Here is a 19,216-nt window from a genome sequence, read left to right as displayed (position 1 = left end):
CGACAGAGGCTTTTTCCAACCCTGCATTTTACCGGATTTCAGGGTAGAAAGCCCGGTTTGTGAGGGAAATAGGCTGAATGGAGGCCGGGTAGCCGCTAGTGCGTGCCGAAGGGACGTAGGGTGGACGGCTTTGCCGTCCACGCGGTGATCGTTAGGGGATGGGCAGACGCAAACGAGCTGGTACCTGTGATGCCGGCAGATGTCCCTTCCGTGGCATGCACAGTGCGGTTGAACGCGTGGACGGGGGGACCCGTCCACCCTACGTGCTACGCCGTCTGCGCGGAATGACGATCGATGTACGCCCGCACCGCCGCCTCATCGAGAAAATAATGGCACAGTTCCGGCTCGTCGAGCCGGCCGTACAGCACAGGCACCAGCTCGTCGAAGCGCTCGACCAGCGCCGGGTCGGCATCGACGTCGATCACGTCGACCTCGAAAGGCTGCCCCGGCTCTGCCAGCGCCTGCAAGGCCGCCAGCATGTCCTCGCACAGGTGGCAATAGCTGCGCGAGTAGAGCGTGAACCGCCTCACTTGACGGGCTTGATGACGAGGTACTGGGTGACGTTGTCACGCCGCACCAGCACCGCCACGCTCTTCTTCGGGTCGAGCCTGGCTGCCAGCGTGTTGAACTGGGCCACGTCCTTGATCTCGACGTTGTTCATTTGCAGGATCAGGTCGCCCGGCCGGATGCCCGCCGTGGCCGCCCTGCCCTCGGACGCCTCGACCGCCACGCCGCCGTCGATACGCAAGGTGCGCCGCTGTTCGGGCGTCAGGTTCGACACATTCAGGCCGAGCACGTTCGGGGCAGCGCCCGGGGCAGGCTTGGTTTGCTGCGGCTTGGCCGCGGCGGTCTTCTCGTCCTCGAGGGCGACGATCGTGACCGGCACATCGAGCTGGGCGCCGCGGCGCCACACGGTCACCGTGGCGCGCGTGCCGACTTTCGATGCGCCCACCAGGCGCGGCAGGTCGCGCGTGGTTTCGATCGGCTGGCCGTTGAATTTCAGGATGATGTCGCCGACCTTGATGCCGCCCTTTTCCGCCGGGCCGCCCGGCTCGACCATCGAGACTTCGGCGCCGCGCGCCTTGCCCAGGCCCAGCGATTCGGCGACGTCGCGCGTGACTTCGCTGATCTGCACGCCGAGGCGCCCGCGCGTGACGGTGCCGGTTTTCTTGAGCTGGTCGGCGACGCGCATCACTTCGTCGATCGGCACGGCGAAGGAAATGCCGTTATACGCGCCGGACAGGGTGGCGATCTGCGAGTTGATGCCGATGACTTCGCCGCGCATGTTGATCAGGGGACCGCCCGAATTGCCCGGATTGACGGCGACGTCGCTCTGGATCAGCGGCAGGTATTCGCCGGTATCGCGCGACTTGGCCGAGATGATGCCGGCGGTAACGGTGTTATCGAGGTTGAAGGGCGAGCCGATCGCGATGACCCACTCGCCAACCCGGATCTTGCTCGAGTCGCCCGTGCGCAGGTAAGGCAGGCTGGCGGCGCTGACCTTGAGCAGGGCGACGTCCGAGCGGCGGTCGGCCCCAAGCACCTTGGCCTTGAACTCGCGGCGGTCGGTGAGCGTGACCGTGACTTCGTCGGCGCCCTCGACCACGTGGGCATTGGTCAGCACATAGCCATCGTCGGAAATGATGAAGCCGGAACCGACACCGCGCTGCACTTCCTGCTCTCCCTGCGGCTGCTGAGGCGAGCGCCGGCGCGGGATCGGCTGCCCGAAGAAGCGGCGCAGGAATTCCTGCATTTCTTCTTCGCCCGGCCCGCCCTGCCCCATGCGCACCCGTTCGGTCGTGCGGATGTTGACGACCGCCGGCCCCGCCTTCTCGATCAGGTCGGAAAAGTCCGGCAGCCCGGTCACCACTGGCGTGGGAACCGGTGCAGCGCCAATCGCCGCGCCAGGGATGGACAAACCGGCACACGTCAACAGCAGGGCCGAGAGGACTACGCTACGGGTTTTGCTTGTCATGGGAGTCAGGAATGAGGACGGGAATTGACGTTATGGTAAGCCAAAAACAGCCGGCTTGTCGCATCGACTTGTCGCATCGACTTGTCGCATCGACTTGTGGCGCGGTGGAGTGCAGGGATGTGGGGAGGAAAGCATGGACACCGCAGCCGTCGACGGCGGCAAGGGTCCCAAGGGCCAGACGCGGTTGCATGCGCCGGGCGCCTGCATGTGCCTGTCATCGGCAGCAAAAGCCAGGACCAGCAGGTTCTGATGGAAACCTGCCCGATGGCTTGCGCCGACCGGTCCGAGGCCAGGGCCGCCCGCGTACGCGAGCGATGAGTGCGCCGCAGCGCCTCAGGAAGATGGGGAGGAAGCGGCGAGCACGGCCGGCTTGGAGGCGTGCTCTGCTTCTGAACTGGTGGCGCGGCGCGGGTGCAGTGGCTCGGCGTCGAGGCGCGCCGCCAAGCGGCTCGAGAAGCCCGGCGACAGGTCAGCGGACTCTCCCGTGCGCAGCATGTCACCGATCAGGTGATACACTTCCCACGCTGCCCTCCCCTCGTCCGTACGAAGCGCGGCGCTGGCGAGCTCGTGGTCGTCTTTAGGTAGAGCGTCGTCGCACAGGGCGGAAATACGCTCGCGGTTTTTCTTGTTCGTGTCCATCAGTGGTTCCATGACAGTAGCTGCGTGATCCAAATTACCAAAAATACCCAGGTTTCCGAAAACCTGAAAAAACAAGGTTTTCGCCTTGCGATCATCGCTACTACCGACGTTTGTCAGCCGGAAAGTCAAGCAAAGGCTTTAATTTCTCGGCAATGACCTCGCGCGCCCGGAAAATCCTGCTGCGCACTGTGCCAATTGGACAAGCCATCACTTCGGAGATTTCCTCGTAGCTCAAACCCTCAATTTCGCGCAGGACAATCGCCGTCCGCAATTCCAGCGGTAGCGCTTCCATTGCAGCATTGACCGTGTACGCGATTTGCTTGCTCGCCAACACCGATTCGGGTGTGTTAATGTCGCGCAAGCTATCCGCATCGTCAAACCCTTCAGCGCGTTCCGTATCGGCCTCGGTCGAGGTCGGCGCACGCCTGCCTTGGGTGACGAGAAAATTCTTTGCCGTGTTAATTCCGATTCGATATAGCCAAGTATAAAACGCCGACTCGCCGCGGAAGTGCCGCAGAGCACGGAATGCCTTAATAAAGGTTTCCTGAACCACATCTTCGGCTTCGGCGGGGTCATGCACGAGGCGCGACACCAACCGCATCAGCCTGCGCTGATACTTCGCCACCAACAAATCAAACGCCTGCCGGTCACCGGCCTGGACGCGTTCGACCAGCAGTTGATCACCCTCGCGTTCTGTCGTCACTGACGGTGTCCCGTTAACTACAGCGGGCTCTCCGATGAGCCTCGATCAACCTGTTGCGCGCCAGATCGTTGGTCGTTGCGCGCTGCGGTTCTCGAAGCCCCTCTAGCTTAAGAGTTGGCCTGCTGCAATAAGTTCAAAGTATTTCGTTCGTCGTTGCCGCTGGTGAACCGCGTCCACACAAGCCACCAAGCGCTACCCGCAGTGCCCGGTATTCCGGCCGCGCCAGGCTGTCGCGCAGCACCGGCACCACCGTTCTCTTTCCGTGCGCATCGCCAAGATGCAGCAGCAGAAGTTGCGACCAGACCAGCGTTTCAGGCAGCAGCATGACGACGATTCCGCTTGAGGCCAAGGTATCGGCTCCCATCTCCTGTTGTACCGTCAGGCGGATGGCGCCGGTTCCAGATACATCAATCTGGTGCGTCTTTGTCGCGCTAACGCATCCATGCAAGGAAATCAGTCCTGCGAGGAGGAAAAAAACGGCGCAGAGCTGCGCGCCGGCGAATCGTTCCGGCAATACAACAGCAACAGCAACGGCAGCACCGATGTTGGCGAGCGCGAACAGCGCAAGCATTGTGCGCAAACTGCGTGACGGCGCGACGAGCGCGGACACGGCAAGTGACATATGGAGAAATGGAGAAGTGGAACGCCTGCCACGCGCGGGATGCGGCAGGGTCAGGCGCCCAGTCCGTTAGACAGGACCGGGCGCGGCAGGTTCAGATTGAGCGTGTGAAAAAATGACTTTTTACACGCTCTGGGTACTAGACCTTGGCGAAGACGAGGGTACCGTTGGTACCGCCGAAACCGAAGGAATTTTTCACGGCGTAGTCGATCTGCATGTCGCGGGCGGTGTTCGCCACGAAATCCAGATCGCAGGCCGGATCTTGGTTGAAGATGTTGATCGTCGGCGGCGAGACCTGGTTGTGGATCGCCAGCACCGTGAACACCGACTCGATACCGCCGGCGCCGCCGAGCAGGTGGCCGGTCATCGACTTGGTCGAGTTGACCACCAGCTTGTGCGCATGGTCGCCGAAGGTGCGTTTGATGCCCTGCACTTCCGCGAGGTCGCCCAGCGGCGTCGACGTACCGTGTGCATTGACGTAATGCACCTGGTCCGGGTTGATGCCGGCATTGCTCATGGCCGAGACCATGCAGCGGCTCGCGCCACTGCCGTCTTCCATTGGCGCCGTGATGTGGTTCGCATCCGCGCTCATGCCGAAGCCCAGCAGCTCGGCGTAGATCTTCGCGCCGCGCGCCTTCGCGTGCTCGTACTCTTCCAGCACCATGACACCGGCGCCCTCGCCCAGCACGAAGCCGTCGCGGTCGCGGTCCCAGGGACGCGAGGCCGTGGCCGGATCTTCGTTGCGCGACGACAGCGCGCGTGCCGAGGCGAAGCCGCCCAGGCCCAGCGGCGAAATGGTCGACTCGGCGCCGCCGGCGATCATCACGTCGGCATCGCCATACTCGATCAGGCGGCCAGCCGCGCCGATGCAGTGCAGACCGGTGGTGCAGGCCGTGACGATGGCCAGGTTCGGGCCGCGCAGGCCGTATTTGATCGAAAGATCGCCCGAGATCATGTTGATGATCGAAGCCGGCACGAAGAACGGCGAAATGCGGCGCGGGCCGCGCTTGTCGTACTCGTCCTTCTGCTCTTCGATCCGCGGCAAGCCGCCGATGCCCGAGCCGACAATCACGCCGATGCGGTCGGCGTTTTCTTCAGTGATTTCGAGGCCCGAATCCTGCAGCGCCTCGATGCCCGCTGCCATGCCGAAATGGATGAAGGTATCCATGTTGCGGGCTTCCTTGGCGGGGATGTAATCCTCGATATTGAAGCCTTTGACTTCGCCCGCAAAACGGGTCGAAAACGGCGTTGCATCGAACTTGGTGATGTTGGCAATGCCCGACTTGCCGGCCAGCGCCGCGTTCCACGCATCGACAATATTGTTGCCGATAGGTGAAATGCAGCCCAGGCCGGTAATGACAACGCGGCGGTTGCGTGAACGGCTCAAGCGAATCTCCCGAAAACTAAAACAGCTTAGGCCTTGACGTGCGCGGTCGCGTAGTCGATTGCTTGCTTGACGGTGGTGATCTTTTCAGCCTGCTCGTCAGGGATTTCCATTTCGAACTCGTCTTCCAGGGCCATCACCAGCTCGACGGTATCCAGGGAATCTGCGCCGAGGTCGTCAACGAACGAGGACTCGATTTTGATGTCGGCTTCTGCAACACCCAGTTGCTCAGCGACGATTTTTTTAACGCGTTGTTCGATATCCGACATGTTATAGCTCCATTAGGTATGTGTTGCGGAAAGTGCGCGCATTTTATCAGGTTTGCGCGCTGAAAAACTATTTTCGGCGTCTGACGCTAATTCGGCCGAAACTCCTGCTAAAAGATGAGAATCTGCCGACATTCAAAACGGGTCAAACTCAAGCGTGCGCCCCATGTCGAACTGTCCGGCACCGGCTCAGCCTTAATTCATGTACATGCCGCCGTTCACGTGCAGGGTCGTGCCGGTGACGTAGCCGGCGGTCGGGCCGGCCAGGAAGGCCACCGCGTGGGCAATGTCTTCGGGCTGGCCGAGGCGGCCCAGCGGAATCTGCGTAAGCAGGGCTTCGTGCTGGCCTTCGCCCAGGCCACGGGTCATGTCGGTGTCGATGAAGCCCGGCGCCACGCAGTTCACCGTGATGTTGCGGCTGCCGATTTCACGCGCCAGGGCGCGCGTCATGCCGGCCACGCCCGCCTTGGCGGCGGCATAGTTCATCTGGCCCGGGTTGCCCGAGGAGCCCACCACCGACGTGATGTTGATGATGCGGCCATGCCTGGCCTTCATCATGCCGCGCAGGACGAGGCGCGACAGGCGGCCGACTGCCGTCAGGTTGGTCGCGATCACGCTGTCCCACTCCTCGTCCTTCATGCGCATGGCCAGGTTGTCCTGGGTGATGCCGGCATTGTTGACCAGGATCGAGAGGGTGCCGACGGTCTTCTGGACCTCGTCGATGACGACCGTGCAGCGCGCCGCGTCGGTCACGTCGAGCACGACGCCTTTGCCGCCGAATTCGCCCAGGTAGGCGGTGATTGCCTCGGCGCCGGCTTCGCTGGTGGCGGTGCCGACGACTTTGGCGCCCTGGCGCGCCAGTTCCAGCGCGATGGCCTTGCCGATGCCGCGCGACGCGCCGGTAACGAGGGCGACTTGCTTATCCAGATTCATGTGATTCCTGTTCTTTTCTAAAACAAATTGGGTGCAAAGCGCCGCTTATGCAGCGCGGACGGTCGCCAGCACGCGCTCCAGCGAGGCCTGGTCCACCAGCGCTTCGCCGACCAGCACCGGGTCGATGCGCTTGGCCATGCCGATCAGGGTCTTGCTCGGAGCGCATTCGATCACCTGGGTCACACCCTCGGCCGCCATTTTCTGCATCGTCTCGACCCAGCGCACGGCGCCGGCCGCCTGGCGTACCAGGGCGTCCTTGATCGCTTCCGGATCGTTCACGATGGCGACATCGACATTGTTGATCAGGTCGATCTGCGGCGCATGGAAGCTCAGCTTCGCCATGTAGTCGCGCAGGCGGTCCGACGCCGGCTTCAGGAGCGACGAGTGGAACGGCGCCGACACCGCCAGCTTCATGGCGCGCTTGGCGCCCTTCGCCTTGGCGAGCTCGCAGGCGCGGTCGATCGCGGCGACGTGGCCGGCGATGACGATCTGGGTCGGCTCGTTGAAGTTCACCGCTTCCACGACCTCTCCTTGTGCCGCTTCTGCGCAGACCGCGCGCACGTCGTCGGCGGACAGCCCCAGCACGACGGCCATGCCGCCCTGCCCGACCGGCACCGCTTCCTGCATCGACTGGGCGCGGAAGCGCACCAGCGGCACCGCGTCCTTGAAATCGATGACGCCGGCGGCGACCAGCGCCGAATATTCACCGAGGCTGTGGCCGGCGACGATGGAAGGCGCCGGGCCGCCGGCGGCGATCCAGGCGCGGTACACGGCCACGGCCGCGGTCAGCATCACCGGCTGTGTGTTGGTGGTGAGGTCGAGTTCTTCCTTCGGGCCCTCGGCGATCAGGCGGCCGATGTCCAGGCCCAGCGCGTCGGACGCTTCCGCGACGGTCTGTGCGACCACCGGGTTGCCGGCGAAGCCGTTCAGCATGCCGACCGCTTGCGCGCCCTGGCCGGTGAACAGGAATGCGAATTTGCTCATCTTGTTGTTGTCCTTCTCATTTAATGCTTATTTATTACTTGCTTACATGCGTGCCAGGACGGCGCCCCAGGTGAAGCCGCCACCCACGCCTTCCATCAGCACATTGTCGCCCGGTTTGACCCGACCGTCGCGCACGGCAAGGTCGAGCGCCAGCGGGATCGAGGCCGCCGAGGTGTTGCCGTGCTCATCCACGGTCACGACCATGCGCTCGATCGGCAGGCCCAGCTTCTTGGCCGTGCTCTTCATGATGCGGATGTTGGCCTGGTGGGGAATCAGCCAGTCGACGTCGCCCGCCTGCATCTGCGCCTCGTCCAGCACTTCGGTGGCAACTTCCTCGAGTACCGTGACCGCCAGCTTGAACACGGCCTGGCCATCCATGTGCAGGAAGCCGCCGCTGGCCGCGCTGCCGGCCGGGTTCGGGGGAATCGAGAGGATGTCGGCGTGGGTGCCGTCAGCGTGCAGCTTGGCCGCGAGGATGCCCGGCTCGCTCGAGGCCGTCATCACCACCGCGCCGGCGCCGTCGCCGAACAGCACGCAGGTGGTGCGGTCGTCGAAATTGAGGATGCGCGAGAACACTTCGGCGCCGATCACCAGCACCGTGCGGTGCATGCCGGCCTTGATGAAGGCATCGGCGGTGGCGACCGCATAGACGAAGCCGCTGCAGACGGCCTGCACGTCGAAGGCCGCGCTGTGGTTCGTCATGCCGAGCTTGCGCTGGACAATGCAGGCGGTGCTGGGGAAGCTGCCCTGGAAGTCCGGGGTCGAGCTGGCCACGATCACCATGTCGATGTCTTGCGGCGTCTTGCCGGCCATCTCGAGCGCGCGCTGGCCTGCCAGCACGGCGAGGTCGGACGAGTTCTGGTCGGCTGCGGCGTAGTGGCGCGCAGAAATGCCACTGCGCGAACTAATCCATTCATCCGAGGTTTCGATGCCCCGTTCGGCCAGCTCGGCAGTCAGATCGTCGTTGGTAACCCTGCGTGCCGGCAGGTAGCTGCCGGTGCCGATGATTTTGCTGTAGACAGTCATTGCGTCTCCACCCATCTTGCGTCGTTTTTCCGTCGAATATCAACCCTGACGCTGGGCGCCCGGGGTGTCTGGCATCAAATCAGCAATCATAGCTGATAGTTGCTCTTGTACATTATATTTTGCTGCGTCAAAAGCGCGCTTCAGTGCCCACTCGAAAGCGTAGGCATTCGCGCCGCCGTGGCTCTTGAATACCAAGCCTTTCAGACCCAGCAGGCCGGCGCCATTGTAGCGTTCCGGGTTCAGCTTTTTGAGTGCGCCACGGGCGATCAGCGCGCCCAGCATCGACAGCCAGCTTTGCTTGAACACCGACTTCATGAAGCGCGACAGGCCCTCGATGGCCTTCAGGGTCACATTCCCGACGAAGCCATCGCAGACGACGACGTTCGCCGTGCCCTTGAAGATGTCGTTGCCTTCGACGTTGCCATAGAAATTCAGGGCGCCGCGCTCGTGATCGGCGCGCAGCAGGAGTGCGGTGGCCTTCACCACCTCGTTGCCCTTGATTTCTTCGGTGCCGACGTTGAGCAGGCCAATGGTCGGCCTGGCAACGCCTTCCATCGCCGAAAACAGGACCGAGCCCATGATCGCGAACTGGTGCAGGTGGTGCGGCTCGCAGTCGACGTTTGCGCCCAGGTCGAGCATGTAGGTCGGCCCGTTCTTCTGGTTCGGCAGGATCGAGCAGATCGCCGGACGGTCGACGCCCGCCATCGTCTTCAGGACGTAGCGCGACACCGCCATCAGCGCGCCGGTATTGCCGGCCGAGACGCAGGCGTTGGCGCTGCCGTCCTTGACCAGTTCGACGGCGACACGCATCGAGGAATCTTTTTTACGGCGCAATGCGACTTCGACCGGGTCGTCCATCGCCACCACTTCGGAGGCGTGGCGGATCGACAGGCGCGCATTGCTGGCGGCATGGTGTTTTTTCAGTTCCGCGCGCAACACGTCTTCCAGGCCGACCAGGATCAGTTCGGCCTCGGGTTGCTGCTTCAGGAACGAGAGCGCTGCGGGAATCGTGACGGAAGGACCGTGGTCTCCGCCCATGCAGTCGATGGATATTTTAATTGTCATCTGTGGGGTATTACCGCGGCTCGCATGAAGCGGGCGGCTGGATGCATGCGCCCGGGGCGCGATGCCGGCGCCAAAACGGCAGCCGTGATGGCTTCACACGAAGGTGCAACCGGAGGCAAAAAAAAGCGGCGCCACGCACTCAACATACGTTGCACCGCTTTCATGGTACGAAAAACAAGACGGTGATTACTCGTCGTTCTTGGTCTTCAGGACTTTGCGACCACGGTAGAAGCCGTTCGGGCTGATGTGGTGACGCAGGTGGGTTTCACCGGTGGTTGGCTCGACTGCCAGGTTTGGGGCAACCAGGAAATCGTGCGAACGGTGCATACCGCGCTTCGATGGGGACTTCTTATTCTGCTGAACTGCCATGATGACTCCTAATACTAAAGTTCGAAAATTCTAACACAATCGATTTGCAAAAACATGCACATCGAGTATCCAACCGGCAATCTCACAATTGCCGACATGTTTGAAACGCTGCCCTGACATACTCGACTGTGCACGCGTTTGACTACAACTGCTTACTACGAATTGCTTATTCGGATTTCAGGTTCTTCAAGCCGGCGAATGGCGAGACCTTTTCAGACTTCAGCGTCTCCAACAACGTGGTGTCGGGACAAGCCTGGTGTTTCGGCGCCTGCGGCAGGGCCAGCAGTGCCTCATCCTCGAGCAGCTCGCGGATATCGGCAGCGTGGCTGCCGACGATCACGTCAATGCTGTCGTCGTCGAGGACTTCCTCGAAGCTGTCAGCTTCCTCGTCGTCGCGCCCCAGCACCAGCTGGGTCGACGAATCGATATGGTAGTCGAACGGGGCCAGGCAACGCTGGCATACCAGCTGGACCGGGCCGGCCACCGACAGGGTCATGGTCGGATAGCCCTGCGGGGTGCTGCCGCCCTGGATCGACCAGGAAATTTCGCCACTGTTATTGGCGCAATCGGCGGCCAGGCGGGCCATTTCCGTGACCGGGGTCACCCCTTCGCGATAGCCACCCGTGCGGCAGAATTCAAAGGCGTCGATGACAAAAGCGCTCATTGCAGAAAACGTCCCCGGAAAACCTGCGATAATAACAGGCTTATCCCCGCGCAGTCAAAGGCTTGGCGCGTTTTTTTGGCCCGCAGCGGCACAGCCGTTGCAGGCTCGCGAATCGTGTTGCCAGCAGGCAGCTTTGCGCTTGGCTCCACTGTTGGCTCCGCTGTTAGCTCGACCATCAGCTTTGCTTGCCGGGATACGCCATCTATCTGTTTTGCTTATATATTCGCGTTTTATCCCTCAGACCGCCCGACATGATACCAAGTTCCACCCAGCCGCGCCTGATCCTCGCTTCGAGCTCCAGCTACCGCCGCGAACTGCTGGGGCGCCTGCAGCTCCCGTTCGAGGCGATTGCGCCGCACATCGACGAAACGCCGGAACCCGGCGAAGCACCCGAGGCCACGGCGCTGCGCCTGGCGCGCGCCAAGGCCAGCGCGATCGCCCTGCAACATCCCGGGGCGCTCGTGATCGGCTCCGACCAGGTCGCCACGCTCGACGGCGCACAGATCGGCAAGCCCGGCGACCATGCGCGCGCCCTGCTGCAATTGCAAACGATGCGTGGCCGCGAAGTCGTGTTCCATACGGCGCTGTGCCTCTGGGACGGCCGCATCATTGACCCCGCCACCGCGGCCCAGGTCGAGAATGTGCAGGTCTTCGTGCGCTTTCGCGACTTGCCGGATGCCGAACTCGACGCCTACCTGCGCATCGAGCAGCCCTATGACTGCGCCGGCAGCGCCAAGAACGAAGGCCTCGGCATCGCCCTGCTCGAGCGCATCGAATCAAACGACCCCACCGCCCTCACCGGCCTGCCCCTGATCGCCCTGACCGGCATGCTGCGCCGCGCGGGCGTGCCGTTCTTCGGCACCCAGAACCCTTAACTCATCAAACAATGCCCGGCACCCTCTACCTGATCCCGAATACCCTCGGCCCCACCGACGCCGTTCCCGGCGCCCTGTCCCATGTCCTGCCCGGCCAGGTGCAGGCGATTACTTCGCAGCTCGGCTACTTCGTCGCGGAAAACGCGAAAACCGCGCGCGCCTTCCTGAAACTCGTCGCGATCGACCATCCGCTCATTCAACCGCTGCAGGACATCCGCATTGCGGAACTGAATGTGAATACGCCGGCCTCGGCGCTGGCGCAATTGCTCGAGCCGCTCCTGGCCGGTGAGGATGCCGGGCTGGTCTCGGAGGCCGGCGTGCCGGCCGTGGCCGATCCGGGCGCCGACCTGGTACGCCTGGCGCACGCGCATGGGATCACGGTGCGCCCGCTGGTCGGGCCCTCCTCGCTGCTGCTAGCCGTCATGTCGAGCGGCCTGAACGGCCAGAGCTTTGCCTTCAACGGCTACCTGCCGACCGATGCAGCGGCGCGCACCAAGCGCATCCGCGAACTGGAAGCACGGTCGAGGAGCGAGAAGCAGACGCAATTGCTGATCGAGACGCCGTATCGCAACGGGCAGATGCTCGAGGCCCTGGTGGCGAGCTGCCAGCCGGGCACGCTCGTGTGCGTGGCTACCGACCTGTCGCTGCCCAGCGAATCGGTACGCACGCTCACGGCGGCGAAGTGGAAGGCGCAACTGGCGGCGGGGAAGGCGCCGGACTTTCACAAGAAACCGACGGTGTTTTTGTTCCTGGCGTAGGGTGGGCGGCTCGTAATTCAGCACCCCGGGCTGAATTACCTCACGCGTTCAAATCACGCTCGGAATGCCTGCGCGGCTGATCTTGCGCCGGTCGAACGCGTGAGCAGGATTTCAGTCCCCCGGACTGAAATCCCCCGCCCACCCTACCCTTCGCTGACCAGTTCGCGCACCCAGTCAAACGCCGCCAGCTCGATCTCGCGCACCTGCTTCGAGGTCAGCTCCAGCTTGTGCAGCGCGGCCGTGAACTGGCGGTCGGTGTCGGCTTTTTCCAGGCGCTCGACGAGGTCGAGCATGGTGCCGAGGTCGCCGGCGCGTCCCAGCAGCGCAGCGCGCACGTCGTCGGCCAGCTCGACATTGTCGAGGATGTCGGCCATCGGCATCGAAAACAGCGCGTCCGCCAGCGACATGATTCCGACCGTAAAGGCACGCTCGGCGCCGACCACATCGCCCGGGCGCACCTGCAGCGACATCAGCTCGAGCAGCTTGCCGCGCGTGGTGGCCAGCTGCAGCAGCGGCGAGGCCAGTTCGACCGGGTTGCCCGGCGTGGTGTAGAGCAGGATCTGCAGCCAGCGGCGCAATTGCTTGCGCCCTAACTTGTTCAGCGCCTCGGCAACCGATTCGATCCGGTTGTCCGGCCCTGACGCGCGGCTGTTCACCAGGCGCAGCAGGTTCAGGCTGATCAGCGCATCGCGCTTGACCGCTGTTTCGATCACGGTATCGTCCGCCGCGCTGTTGATCAGCTCGAGCAGGCGCAGGATGACCAGTTCCGAGGGCGTGATCTTGCGGCCGCTAAGGATCACGGGACGCGCGAAATAATAACCCTGGAAATAATCGAAGCCGAGTTCCTGGCAGAGCCGAAATTCGCTTTGGGTCTCGACTTTTTCCGCAAGGAGCTTCTTGCCGGCCGCATGCATCGACGCGACCAGCGGCCCGAGGGTTTCCTTTGCCACGCCCTGCAAGTCGATCTTGACCACGTCGACCAGGCCGAGTAGCTGCTCGACTTCGTCGGTATGCTCGATGACGTCGTCGAGCGCGAACTTGAAGCCACGCTCCTTCAAGGCCGCGACCCGGGCCAGCAACTCTTGGGTCGGCTTGACGGTTTCCAGAATTTCGAGGATAACCTTATCTGGAGGTAGGAAACGGACAAAATCGCTCATCAGGACGTCGGCATCAACGTTCACGAATGCCAATTTCTCCCCCACCACCTGTGCCAGACCGAGCTGCGACGCATGGGAAATGACGGCCGCGGTCGCGGCGGCGCCATTTGTCAGGCGGGCGTCGTCGTGCTCACCCGCGGCGCGAAACAGCAGCTCGAAGGCAACCAGGTGCTGGTCGCGCCCGAGGATCGGTTGGCGCGCCAGGAAAAATTCGTCGGACGGTATCGTGTTCGATACTGCCCTTACTTCGGCATGCATGTAAGCTCCTGAAAACAATTGCTACGCGGCGGGCGCGGCAACAGACGCGCGTCGTCGCACACCTCCTCCGACTATACACCAAACCGCGAATCTTTACATTTTTACATCGAAATGCGCGCCTCAACGGGCGTGAGGTGTTGCGCGCACGCGCCGGGCTTCTCTATGCGTTGAGGGTAGTGAGGTGCAAATCGGTGGCCGGACGGGCAGCCCGGCTCCGGTGCTTATCGCGGCTTGCGTGCCTTGGCCGGACCGGCACCCGTGCGCGCGGTGCCGCTGCCATCCGGCCGGGTAGACGAGGACCGGCCGCCCGCACCTGCTGCCTGCGGACGCCCGCTGGCGGCGCGTGGAGCTGCCCCCTCGGCGGCGGGACGCGAAAACCGCTTGGCGCGCGAGGCAGCTTCCACCTTTGCGGCCGGGTTCGCGGTTGGCGCGCCGGCCTTGGCGCTCGGTGCGCCGATCGGACGGCGTGCATCCGCCGCCGCTGCCGCCTCCTCCAGCGCACGCTGGACCGAGGGCTGGCCCGGCAGGCGCAGGCTTCCCGTGCCCGACAGCGGGCTCGCGCGGCGCGCGTTGCCGACCGGCTGGCGCGTCGCACCGCCGGCGCCGACACGGCCCGCCGCCGCACCCGTCACCTGGGTGCCGCGTTCGATGACGAAAGTCGCACCCGCATCCTTGCCCAGCACTTTCACCAGGTAAGGCATGACTTCGCGCAGCAAGGGCTCGAGCGTGTACGGCGGGTTCAGGATGAACATGCCGCTGCTGTGCAGGCCGAAGCCGTCCGGCCCCGGCGTCGACACGGTCAGCGTCACATTCAGCCATTCCTTGGCCGGCAGGCGCTTCAGGCGGTCGGCGAACTGGCGCGATTCCATACGCTGCAGCAAGGGATACCAGACGGCGTAGATGCCGGCCGGGAAGCGCCCGAGCGCCTCCTCGATCGCATCCTTCACCTTGCGGTAGTCGTCCTTCATTTCGTAGGGCGGGTCGATCAGCACCAGCGCGCGGCGCGAGGGCGGCGGCAGCAAGGCTTTCAGGCTGAGGAAGCCGTCGCCGCGCTCGATCATCACCCGGCGCCCGCGCGCGCGTTCGCCCTGCTCGGCCTTGTGCGCCTCGGCCTTGCGGAAGTTTTCCGCCAAAATCTTGCTGTCGGCCGGATGCAGTTCGAACAGGCGCAGGCGATCCTCCGGCCGCGTCATCTGGTCGGCCACATAGGGCGAACCCGGGTAGTAGCGCATCTTGCCGCTCGGGTTCATGCCCTTGACCAGCTTGACATACTCATTGAGCGCCGGCGGCAGGTCGGTGCGGGTCCACAGCGGACCGATGCCGGTATCGAATTCGGCATTCTTGCTGGCGAACGAACTGTCGAGCGCATACACGCCGGCGCCCGAGTGGGTGTCGATGTAGGTGTAGGCGGTGTCCTTCTGGTTCATGTACAGGTGCAGCTGGACCTGGACGAAGTGCTTGAGGACGTCGGCGTGATTACCCGCGTGAAAGGCGTGGCGGTAGCTCAACATAGGGGGAATTCCAAAAAAAGAGTCGATGCAGATGCCGCCGAGCGGGCGGCGCAATGTTCGACATTATCCACTACAACCGCACAGGGCCGAAACTAATCGAGTAAAAAGGAAAAAGCCGGGGCTGTGACGCCCCGGCTTTTTGGTTCGCCCATCGCACCCGGCCACGGCCAGCCGAATGGGCGAACAACCCTCTTCCTGATAATGGTCAGGCGACTTTCTTCTCGTCGAAGAACTGTTCGTCCTCGGTCGAGCCGTGCAGCGCCGTGGTCGAGCTCTGGTTTTGCTGGATGGTCTGGGTGACGGCGTCGAAATAACCGGTACCGACTTCGCGCTGGTGCTTGACCGCCGTGAAGCCCTTCTCGGCGGAGGCGAATTCGGCTTCCTGCAGCTCGACGAAGGCCGACATCCCGCGGCGCGCATAGCCGTGGGCCAGGTTGAACATGCCGTGGTTCAGCGAGTGGAAACCGGCCAGGGTGATGAACTGGAACTTGTAGCCCATTGCGCCCAGTTCCTTCTGGAATTTGGCGATTGTCGCGTCGTCCAGGTTCTTCTTCCAGTTGAACGAAGGCGAGCAGTTATAGGCCAGCATCTTGCCCGGGAACTTGGCGTGCACGGCGTCGGCAAATTTTTTCGCGAATTCCAGGTCCGGCTTGCCGGTCTCGCACCAGACCAGGTCGGCAAACGGGGCATAGGCCAGCGCGCGCGAAATCGCCTGGTCGATGCCCGGGCGCACCTTGTAGAAACCTTCGACGGTGCGCTCGCCGGTGCAGAACGGCTGGTCGATCGGATCGACGTCGGAAGTGAGCAGGTCGGCCGCTTCGGCGTCGGTACGGGCGATCACCAGGGTCGGGGTGCCCATCACGTCGGCCGCGAGGCGCGCGGCGGTGAGCTTTTCGACCGCTTCGCGCGACGGCACCAGCACCTTGCCGCCCATGTGGCCGCATTTCTTGACCGAGGCCAGCTGGTCTTCGAAGTGCACGCCGGCCGCGCCCGCCTCGATCATCGACTTCATCAGCTCGAAGGCGTTGAGCACGCCGCCGAAACCGGCCTCGGCATCGGCCACGATCGGCGCGAAGTAATCGATGTCGTCCTTGCCTTCGGACCACTGGATCTGGTCGGCACGCTGGAAGGTATTGTTAATGCGGCGCACGACCAGCGGCACCGAGTTGGCCGGATACAGAGACTGGTCCGGATACATTTCGCCAGCCACGTTGGCATCGCCCGCGACCTGCCAGCCCGACAGGTAGATGGCCTTCAGGCCGGCTTTCACCTGCTGCATCGCCTGGTTGCCGGTCAGCGCACCGAGGGCATTCACGAAGGGCTCGTTGTTGACGAGGTCCCACAGCTTTTCGGCCCCGCGCTTGGCCAGCGTGTGCTCGATCTGGAGCGAACCGCGCAGGCGGACCACATCTTCCGCGGTGTAATTGCGCACGACGCCCTTCCAGCGCGGGTTGGTTTCCCAGTCGGTTTGCAAGGCTGCGATCTGCTGTTCACGAGTTGCCATGGTGTTTCTCCTGATGGATTAGAAAACTGAAAAAAAGTTATTGCGAGATGAACTCTGTTAGACAAATCATAGATCAGGTTGTGCAGGGCACAATTGGTCTTATATAAGACAAATGATTATTTTTATTCTTATTAAAAACAATGGGTTGAGCCCCACATTCCACGATGTGGAACGATTTTTCTCAAAACGGGAGGCGCGCGGCGTGCTTTTGTGCTGCACCTTTCCACGCCATGAGATCATGATTTCACATTGTGAAAATCTGGCTTTTAGCAATGGCATGGATTCGTGTCCTGCGCCGATCAAGAAAGTTGCAAATCGTTGCGTATCCGCTCGACTTATTTCCTTATTTCATTATTTGTTGACCAATAGCATTAGAACAGGCAGCATTCGACCCTGATGTCATTACAGATAACAAGAGCGCAGAAAACACTATGCGCATAAAGGGAATGGATTTGAAGACGACTTTTCGCAAATTAATACTGGCGCTCGCCGCAAGCGCCGGAATCGGTTCCGCCCAGGCGGGCGTGCTGAGTTACCAGGACGTGGTGTTCACGACCACCTGGGCCAACAATATCCTCACGCTGGAAATCGATGCAGCCAAGCATAGCGGCGACTGGACAAAGGCCACCCTGCTCGGCGCGGTGGGGATCAAGGGTATCGGGCAATTCGACAGCGTCTCGCTGGTCTCCGCGCCGACCGGCGCCGGGGCATGGAAGCTCAGCTCGCTCGAACTGAATGCCCATGGCTGCAGTGGCGGCGGCAGCAAGAACTCGGACACACAGGCGCTGTGCCTGTCCGGCGGCCCGATCCGTCTGGCCGACAACATGATGTTCGCCTTTGCCTTCACCGGCGCACCGGACCTCGACGAGCCGCACCTGAAGGTGAACTTCCTCGACAGCAGGGGCAAGAAAACCGGTGACCTGGTGTCGCTGGCCATCCCTGCTTCCTTCCCTGTCGTCGTACCGCCTCCGGGGACGCCGGTGACACCTCCTGTGACGCCGCCGACGACGCCGCCTGTCACTCCGCCTGTGACGCCACCTGTGACGCCGCCGGAGGCTCAGCCTGTAAAGCTGCCGGAATCGCCGCCGCTGGTCCTGCTGCCGGCAGGCGGGCTGCCGGCAGGCGAGCTGCCGGATGCGGCGAACGAGGTGCCGGAACCGCAAAGTGCTGCGCTGATGTTCGCCGGCCTTGTCCTGATGGGATTCATGCTGCGCAAGCGCGGCTGATCTCCGGGCCCGCCAGCACATCATAAAAACGCGCGGACCTTGCGGTCCGCGCGTTTTTTCGTTCAACCGGGTTCGTCCAGCTCCGGGCCTAGGCCTTCTGCGGCACCGGTGCGCGCCCGTTGGCGCCCGCCCCCACGGCCGTGGCGATCGCCAGCGTCTGGAACAGCGCCACGCCGATGAAGAGCGCGGCCGGCTGGCCGTCGTCCATCAGCGTGCCGAACAGCAGCGGGCCGACAGCCATGCCGCTGTCCAGTCCGGAATAGACGATGCCAAACACGCGCCCGCTTGCGTTCGGCGGCGCCGCTGCGCGAATCAGGAGGTCGCGCGAGGGGCCGGCGACGCCCATCGCCAGTCCCATCGCACCCATCACCACCAGCACCATCGACCCCGGCACGCTCGATGCCGACAGCAGCAGCGCCAGAGCGGCGGCGAACAGGAAGGCAATCGCGATCGTGCGCCCGTGGTTGTGGGCCCGGGCGGCAAGGAAGCCGCCGGCCACCATGCCGACCGCGGACGACAGCATGAAGGTCGTGTAAGCGGTCGCGGCCGTTGCCAGCGAAATGCCGTACAGCGCGCTCAGGCTGGTGGACGAGAAAGCCTGGATGCCGCCCAGCGCCACAGAGGTCAGGAAAAAGAAGCCGAAGCACATCCAGACCTGCTGCAAGCGCAGGAAGGCGAAGGAACCGCCGGGTGCGGCGGCGCCTTGCGGCTGGGGCGTAGCGCGCACCGCCAGCGCCTTGCGGTTCAGCAGCAGGACCGTCAGCATGCAGAACGGAATCGCGGCACTGCACAACAGCGCGATGCGCCAGTTTGAGAGCGTGGCGACCGCGGCGAGGAACAGGGGCGCCGCGGCCCAGCCGATGTTGCCGGAAATACCGTGCACCGAGAACGCGTGCGGCAGGCGTTCCTTCGACACGTTTTGATTGAGCAGCGTGTAGCCCGCCGGGTGGAACACGGCGTTGCCGCAGCCGGCGAGGAGCGAGCCGAGCATCAGCACCGCGTAGTTCGGCGCGCTCGCCAGCAGCAGCGCCGCGATACCCAACAATGCATGCCCGGAAAACAGCACGAGGCGCGCGCCGACGCGGTCGACGATGAACCCCGACAAGGCCTGGCCGATTCCCGAGACCACGAAAAACACGGTCATCAGCAGGCCGAGCTCAGCATACGACAAGGCGAACGCGGCCTTGAGCCAGGGGAACAAGCCCGCCAGGATCAGGTGGAAAAAGTGGGACACCCCGTGCGAGACGCCGACCAGGCCGATCACGCGCGCATCCTGGCGCAGGCTTGTTGAACTCATGGT

Annotated in this window: 20 protein-coding genes; 3 read left to right on the top strand and 17 right to left on the bottom strand. The window is 63.2% G+C overall.

Annotation, left to right across the window (positions count from 1 at the left end):
• Positions 1-266: 266 nt before the first annotated feature.
• From ACFPN5_RS20825 to ACFPN5_RS20765, 13 genes are all read right to left on the bottom strand, one after another.
• Entirely contained in the window at positions 267-530 is a 264-nt protein-coding gene (locus ACFPN5_RS20825) for a glutaredoxin family protein (RefSeq protein WP_379785706.1), read from the bottom strand.
• The gene (locus ACFPN5_RS20820; protein WP_379785705.1) at positions 527-1,975 is read right to left on the bottom strand and encodes a DegQ family serine endoprotease; all 1,449 of its coding nucleotides are present in this window, start codon (positions 1,973-1,975) and stop codon (positions 527-529) included. Before ACFPN5_RS20820 ends, ACFPN5_RS20825 begins: the two co-directional genes overlap by 4 nt.
• Before the next feature lie 333 nt (positions 1,976-2,308).
• Positions 2,309-2,743: a sigma-E factor negative regulatory protein gene (locus ACFPN5_RS20815; RefSeq protein WP_379785704.1), complete on the bottom strand. Its 435-nt coding sequence runs from the start codon at positions 2,741-2,743 to the stop codon at positions 2,309-2,311.
• On the bottom strand, positions 2,715-3,317 hold the full coding sequence (rpoE, locus tag ACFPN5_RS20810) for an RNA polymerase sigma factor RpoE (RefSeq protein ID WP_379785703.1): 603 nt from the start codon (positions 3,315-3,317) through the stop codon (positions 2,715-2,717). Before rpoE ends, ACFPN5_RS20815 begins: the two co-directional genes overlap by 29 nt.
• 133 nt (positions 3,318-3,450) lie before the next feature.
• Positions 3,451-3,939: a protein YgfX gene (locus ACFPN5_RS20805; protein ID WP_379785702.1), complete on the bottom strand. Its 489-nt coding sequence runs from the start codon at positions 3,937-3,939 to the stop codon at positions 3,451-3,453.
• Positions 3,940-4,075: 136 nt separating this feature from the next.
• On the bottom strand, positions 4,076-5,323 hold the full coding sequence (gene fabF / locus ACFPN5_RS20800) for a beta-ketoacyl-ACP synthase II (protein ID WP_379785701.1): 1,248 nt from the start codon (positions 5,321-5,323) through the stop codon (positions 4,076-4,078).
• Positions 5,324-5,349: 26 nt separating this feature from the next.
• The gene (gene acpP / locus ACFPN5_RS20795) at positions 5,350-5,589 is read right to left on the bottom strand and encodes an acyl carrier protein (protein ID WP_020653257.1); all 240 of its coding nucleotides are present in this window, start codon (positions 5,587-5,589) and stop codon (positions 5,350-5,352) included.
• Between the two features lie 192 nt (positions 5,590-5,781).
• Positions 5,782-6,519, bottom strand: a complete 738-nt coding sequence (gene fabG, locus ACFPN5_RS20790) for a 3-oxoacyl-ACP reductase FabG (protein ID WP_379785700.1) — start codon at positions 6,517-6,519, stop codon at positions 5,782-5,784.
• Between the two features lie 45 nt (positions 6,520-6,564).
• On the bottom strand, positions 6,565-7,503 hold the full coding sequence (fabD, locus tag ACFPN5_RS20785; RefSeq protein ID WP_379785699.1) for an ACP S-malonyltransferase: 939 nt from the start codon (positions 7,501-7,503) through the stop codon (positions 6,565-6,567).
• 42 nt (positions 7,504-7,545) lie between these two features.
• Positions 7,546-8,529, bottom strand: coding sequence for a beta-ketoacyl-ACP synthase III (locus tag ACFPN5_RS20780; protein WP_379785698.1), 984 nt, complete (start codon positions 8,527-8,529; stop codon positions 7,546-7,548).
• Positions 8,530-8,568: 39 nt separating this feature from the next.
• On the bottom strand, positions 8,569-9,594 hold the full coding sequence (plsX, locus tag ACFPN5_RS20775; RefSeq protein ID WP_379785697.1) for a phosphate acyltransferase PlsX: 1,026 nt from the start codon (positions 9,592-9,594) through the stop codon (positions 8,569-8,571).
• Positions 9,595-9,780: 186 nt separating this feature from the next.
• On the bottom strand, positions 9,781-9,963 hold the full coding sequence (rpmF, locus tag ACFPN5_RS20770) for a 50S ribosomal protein L32 (protein ID WP_028104096.1): 183 nt from the start codon (positions 9,961-9,963) through the stop codon (positions 9,781-9,783).
• Between the two features lie 166 nt (positions 9,964-10,129).
• On the bottom strand, positions 10,130-10,627 hold the full coding sequence (locus ACFPN5_RS20765; protein ID WP_379785696.1) for a YceD family protein: 498 nt from the start codon (positions 10,625-10,627) through the stop codon (positions 10,130-10,132).
• Between the two features lie 251 nt (positions 10,628-10,878).
• Between ACFPN5_RS20765 and ACFPN5_RS20760 the strand changes: the two genes are divergently transcribed.
• Positions 10,879-11,502: a Maf-like protein gene (locus ACFPN5_RS20760; protein ID WP_379785695.1), complete on the top strand. Its 624-nt coding sequence runs from the start codon at positions 10,879-10,881 to the stop codon at positions 11,500-11,502.
• 11 nt (positions 11,503-11,513) lie between these two features.
• Positions 11,514-12,260 carry an SAM-dependent methyltransferase gene (locus ACFPN5_RS20755; protein WP_379785694.1) on the top strand — a complete coding sequence of 249 codons (747 nt, stop codon included), beginning with the start codon at positions 11,514-11,516 and terminating at the stop codon, positions 12,258-12,260.
• Positions 12,261-12,403: 143 nt separating this feature from the next.
• Here the strand turns inward: ACFPN5_RS20755 and ACFPN5_RS20750 are convergent, their stop codons facing one another.
• From ACFPN5_RS20750 to aceA, 3 genes are all read right to left on the bottom strand, one after another.
• Positions 12,404-13,675 (bottom strand): EAL and HDOD domain-containing protein, encoded by a 1,272-nt coding sequence (locus ACFPN5_RS20750; RefSeq protein ID WP_379785693.1) that lies wholly within the window; start codon positions 13,673-13,675, stop codon positions 12,404-12,406.
• Between the two features lie 221 nt (positions 13,676-13,896).
• Entirely contained in the window at positions 13,897-15,186 is a 1,290-nt protein-coding gene (locus ACFPN5_RS20745; protein ID WP_379785692.1) for a 23S rRNA (adenine(2030)-N(6))-methyltransferase RlmJ, read from the bottom strand.
• Between the two features lie 205 nt (positions 15,187-15,391).
• Positions 15,392-16,690, bottom strand: a complete 1,299-nt coding sequence (aceA, locus tag ACFPN5_RS20740; protein WP_379785691.1) for an isocitrate lyase — start codon at positions 16,688-16,690, stop codon at positions 15,392-15,394.
• 452 nt (positions 16,691-17,142) lie between these two features.
• Here aceA and ACFPN5_RS20735 point away from each other — a divergent pair, with 452 nt between their 5' ends.
• Positions 17,143-17,916, top strand: coding sequence for a PEP-CTERM sorting domain-containing protein (locus ACFPN5_RS20735; protein ID WP_379785690.1), 774 nt, complete (start codon positions 17,143-17,145; stop codon positions 17,914-17,916).
• 88 nt (positions 17,917-18,004) lie between these two features.
• Here ACFPN5_RS20735 and ACFPN5_RS20730 read toward each other — a convergent pair whose 3' ends face one another.
• A complete protein-coding gene (locus ACFPN5_RS20730; RefSeq protein WP_379785689.1) occupies positions 18,005-19,213 on the bottom strand; it encodes an MFS transporter in 1,209 nt (402 codons plus the stop codon).
• Between the last annotated feature and the right edge of the window lie 3 nt (positions 19,214-19,216).

It is taken from the genome of Massilia niabensis (genome assembly GCF_042655085.1).
Lineage (GTDB): Bacteria > Pseudomonadota > Gammaproteobacteria > Burkholderiales > Burkholderiaceae_D > Telluria > Telluria niabensis.
Note: the sequence above shows the minus strand (reverse complement) of the source record. Positions and strands in the feature narration are given on the sequence as shown.

What these genes read in the sequence shown, in the direction of transcription:
- ACFPN5_RS20820 (WP_379785705.1), bottom strand. Translation starts at nt 1,975, where the DNA reads ATGACAAGCAAAACCCGTAGCGTAGTCCTCTCGGCCCTGCTGTTGACG.
- ACFPN5_RS20805 (WP_379785702.1), bottom strand. Translation starts at nt 3,939, where the DNA reads ATGTCACTTGCCGTGTCCGCGCTCGTCGCGCCGTCACGCAGTTTGCGC.
- acpP (WP_020653257.1), bottom strand. Translation starts at nt 5,589, where the DNA reads ATGTCGGATATCGAACAACGCGTTAAAAAAATCGTCGCTGAGCAACTG.
- fabG (WP_379785700.1), bottom strand. Translation starts at nt 6,519, where the DNA reads ATGAATCTGGATAAGCAAGTCGCCCTCGTTACCGGCGCGTCGCGCGGC.
- fabD (WP_379785699.1), bottom strand. Translation starts at nt 7,503, where the DNA reads ATGAGCAAATTCGCATTCCTGTTCACCGGCCAGGGCGCGCAAGCGGTC.
- ACFPN5_RS20780 (WP_379785698.1), bottom strand. Translation starts at nt 8,529, where the DNA reads ATGACTGTCTACAGCAAAATCATCGGCACCGGCAGCTACCTGCCGGCA.
- plsX (WP_379785697.1), bottom strand. Translation starts at nt 9,594, where the DNA reads ATGACAATTAAAATATCCATCGACTGCATGGGCGGAGACCACGGTCCT.
- rpmF (WP_028104096.1), bottom strand. Translation starts at nt 9,963, where the DNA reads ATGGCAGTTCAGCAGAATAAGAAGTCCCCATCGAAGCGCGGTATGCAC.
- ACFPN5_RS20765 (WP_379785696.1), bottom strand. Translation starts at nt 10,627, where the DNA reads ATGAGCGCTTTTGTCATCGACGCCTTTGAATTCTGCCGCACGGGTGGC.
- ACFPN5_RS20760 (WP_379785695.1), top strand. Translation starts at nt 10,879, where the DNA reads ATGATACCAAGTTCCACCCAGCCGCGCCTGATCCTCGCTTCGAGCTCC.
- ACFPN5_RS20755 (WP_379785694.1), top strand. Translation starts at nt 11,514, where the DNA reads ATGCCCGGCACCCTCTACCTGATCCCGAATACCCTCGGCCCCACCGAC.
- ACFPN5_RS20750 (WP_379785693.1), bottom strand. Translation starts at nt 13,675, where the DNA reads ATGCATGCCGAAGTAAGGGCAGTATCGAACACGATACCGTCCGACGAA.
- ACFPN5_RS20745 (WP_379785692.1), bottom strand. Translation starts at nt 15,186, where the DNA reads ATGTTGAGCTACCGCCACGCCTTTCACGCGGGTAATCACGCCGACGTC.
- aceA (WP_379785691.1), bottom strand. Translation starts at nt 16,690, where the DNA reads ATGGCAACTCGTGAACAGCAGATCGCAGCCTTGCAAACCGACTGGGAA.
- ACFPN5_RS20730 (WP_379785689.1), bottom strand. Translation starts at nt 19,213, where the DNA reads ATGAGTTCAACAAGCCTGCGCCAGGATGCGCGCGTGATCGGCCTGGTC.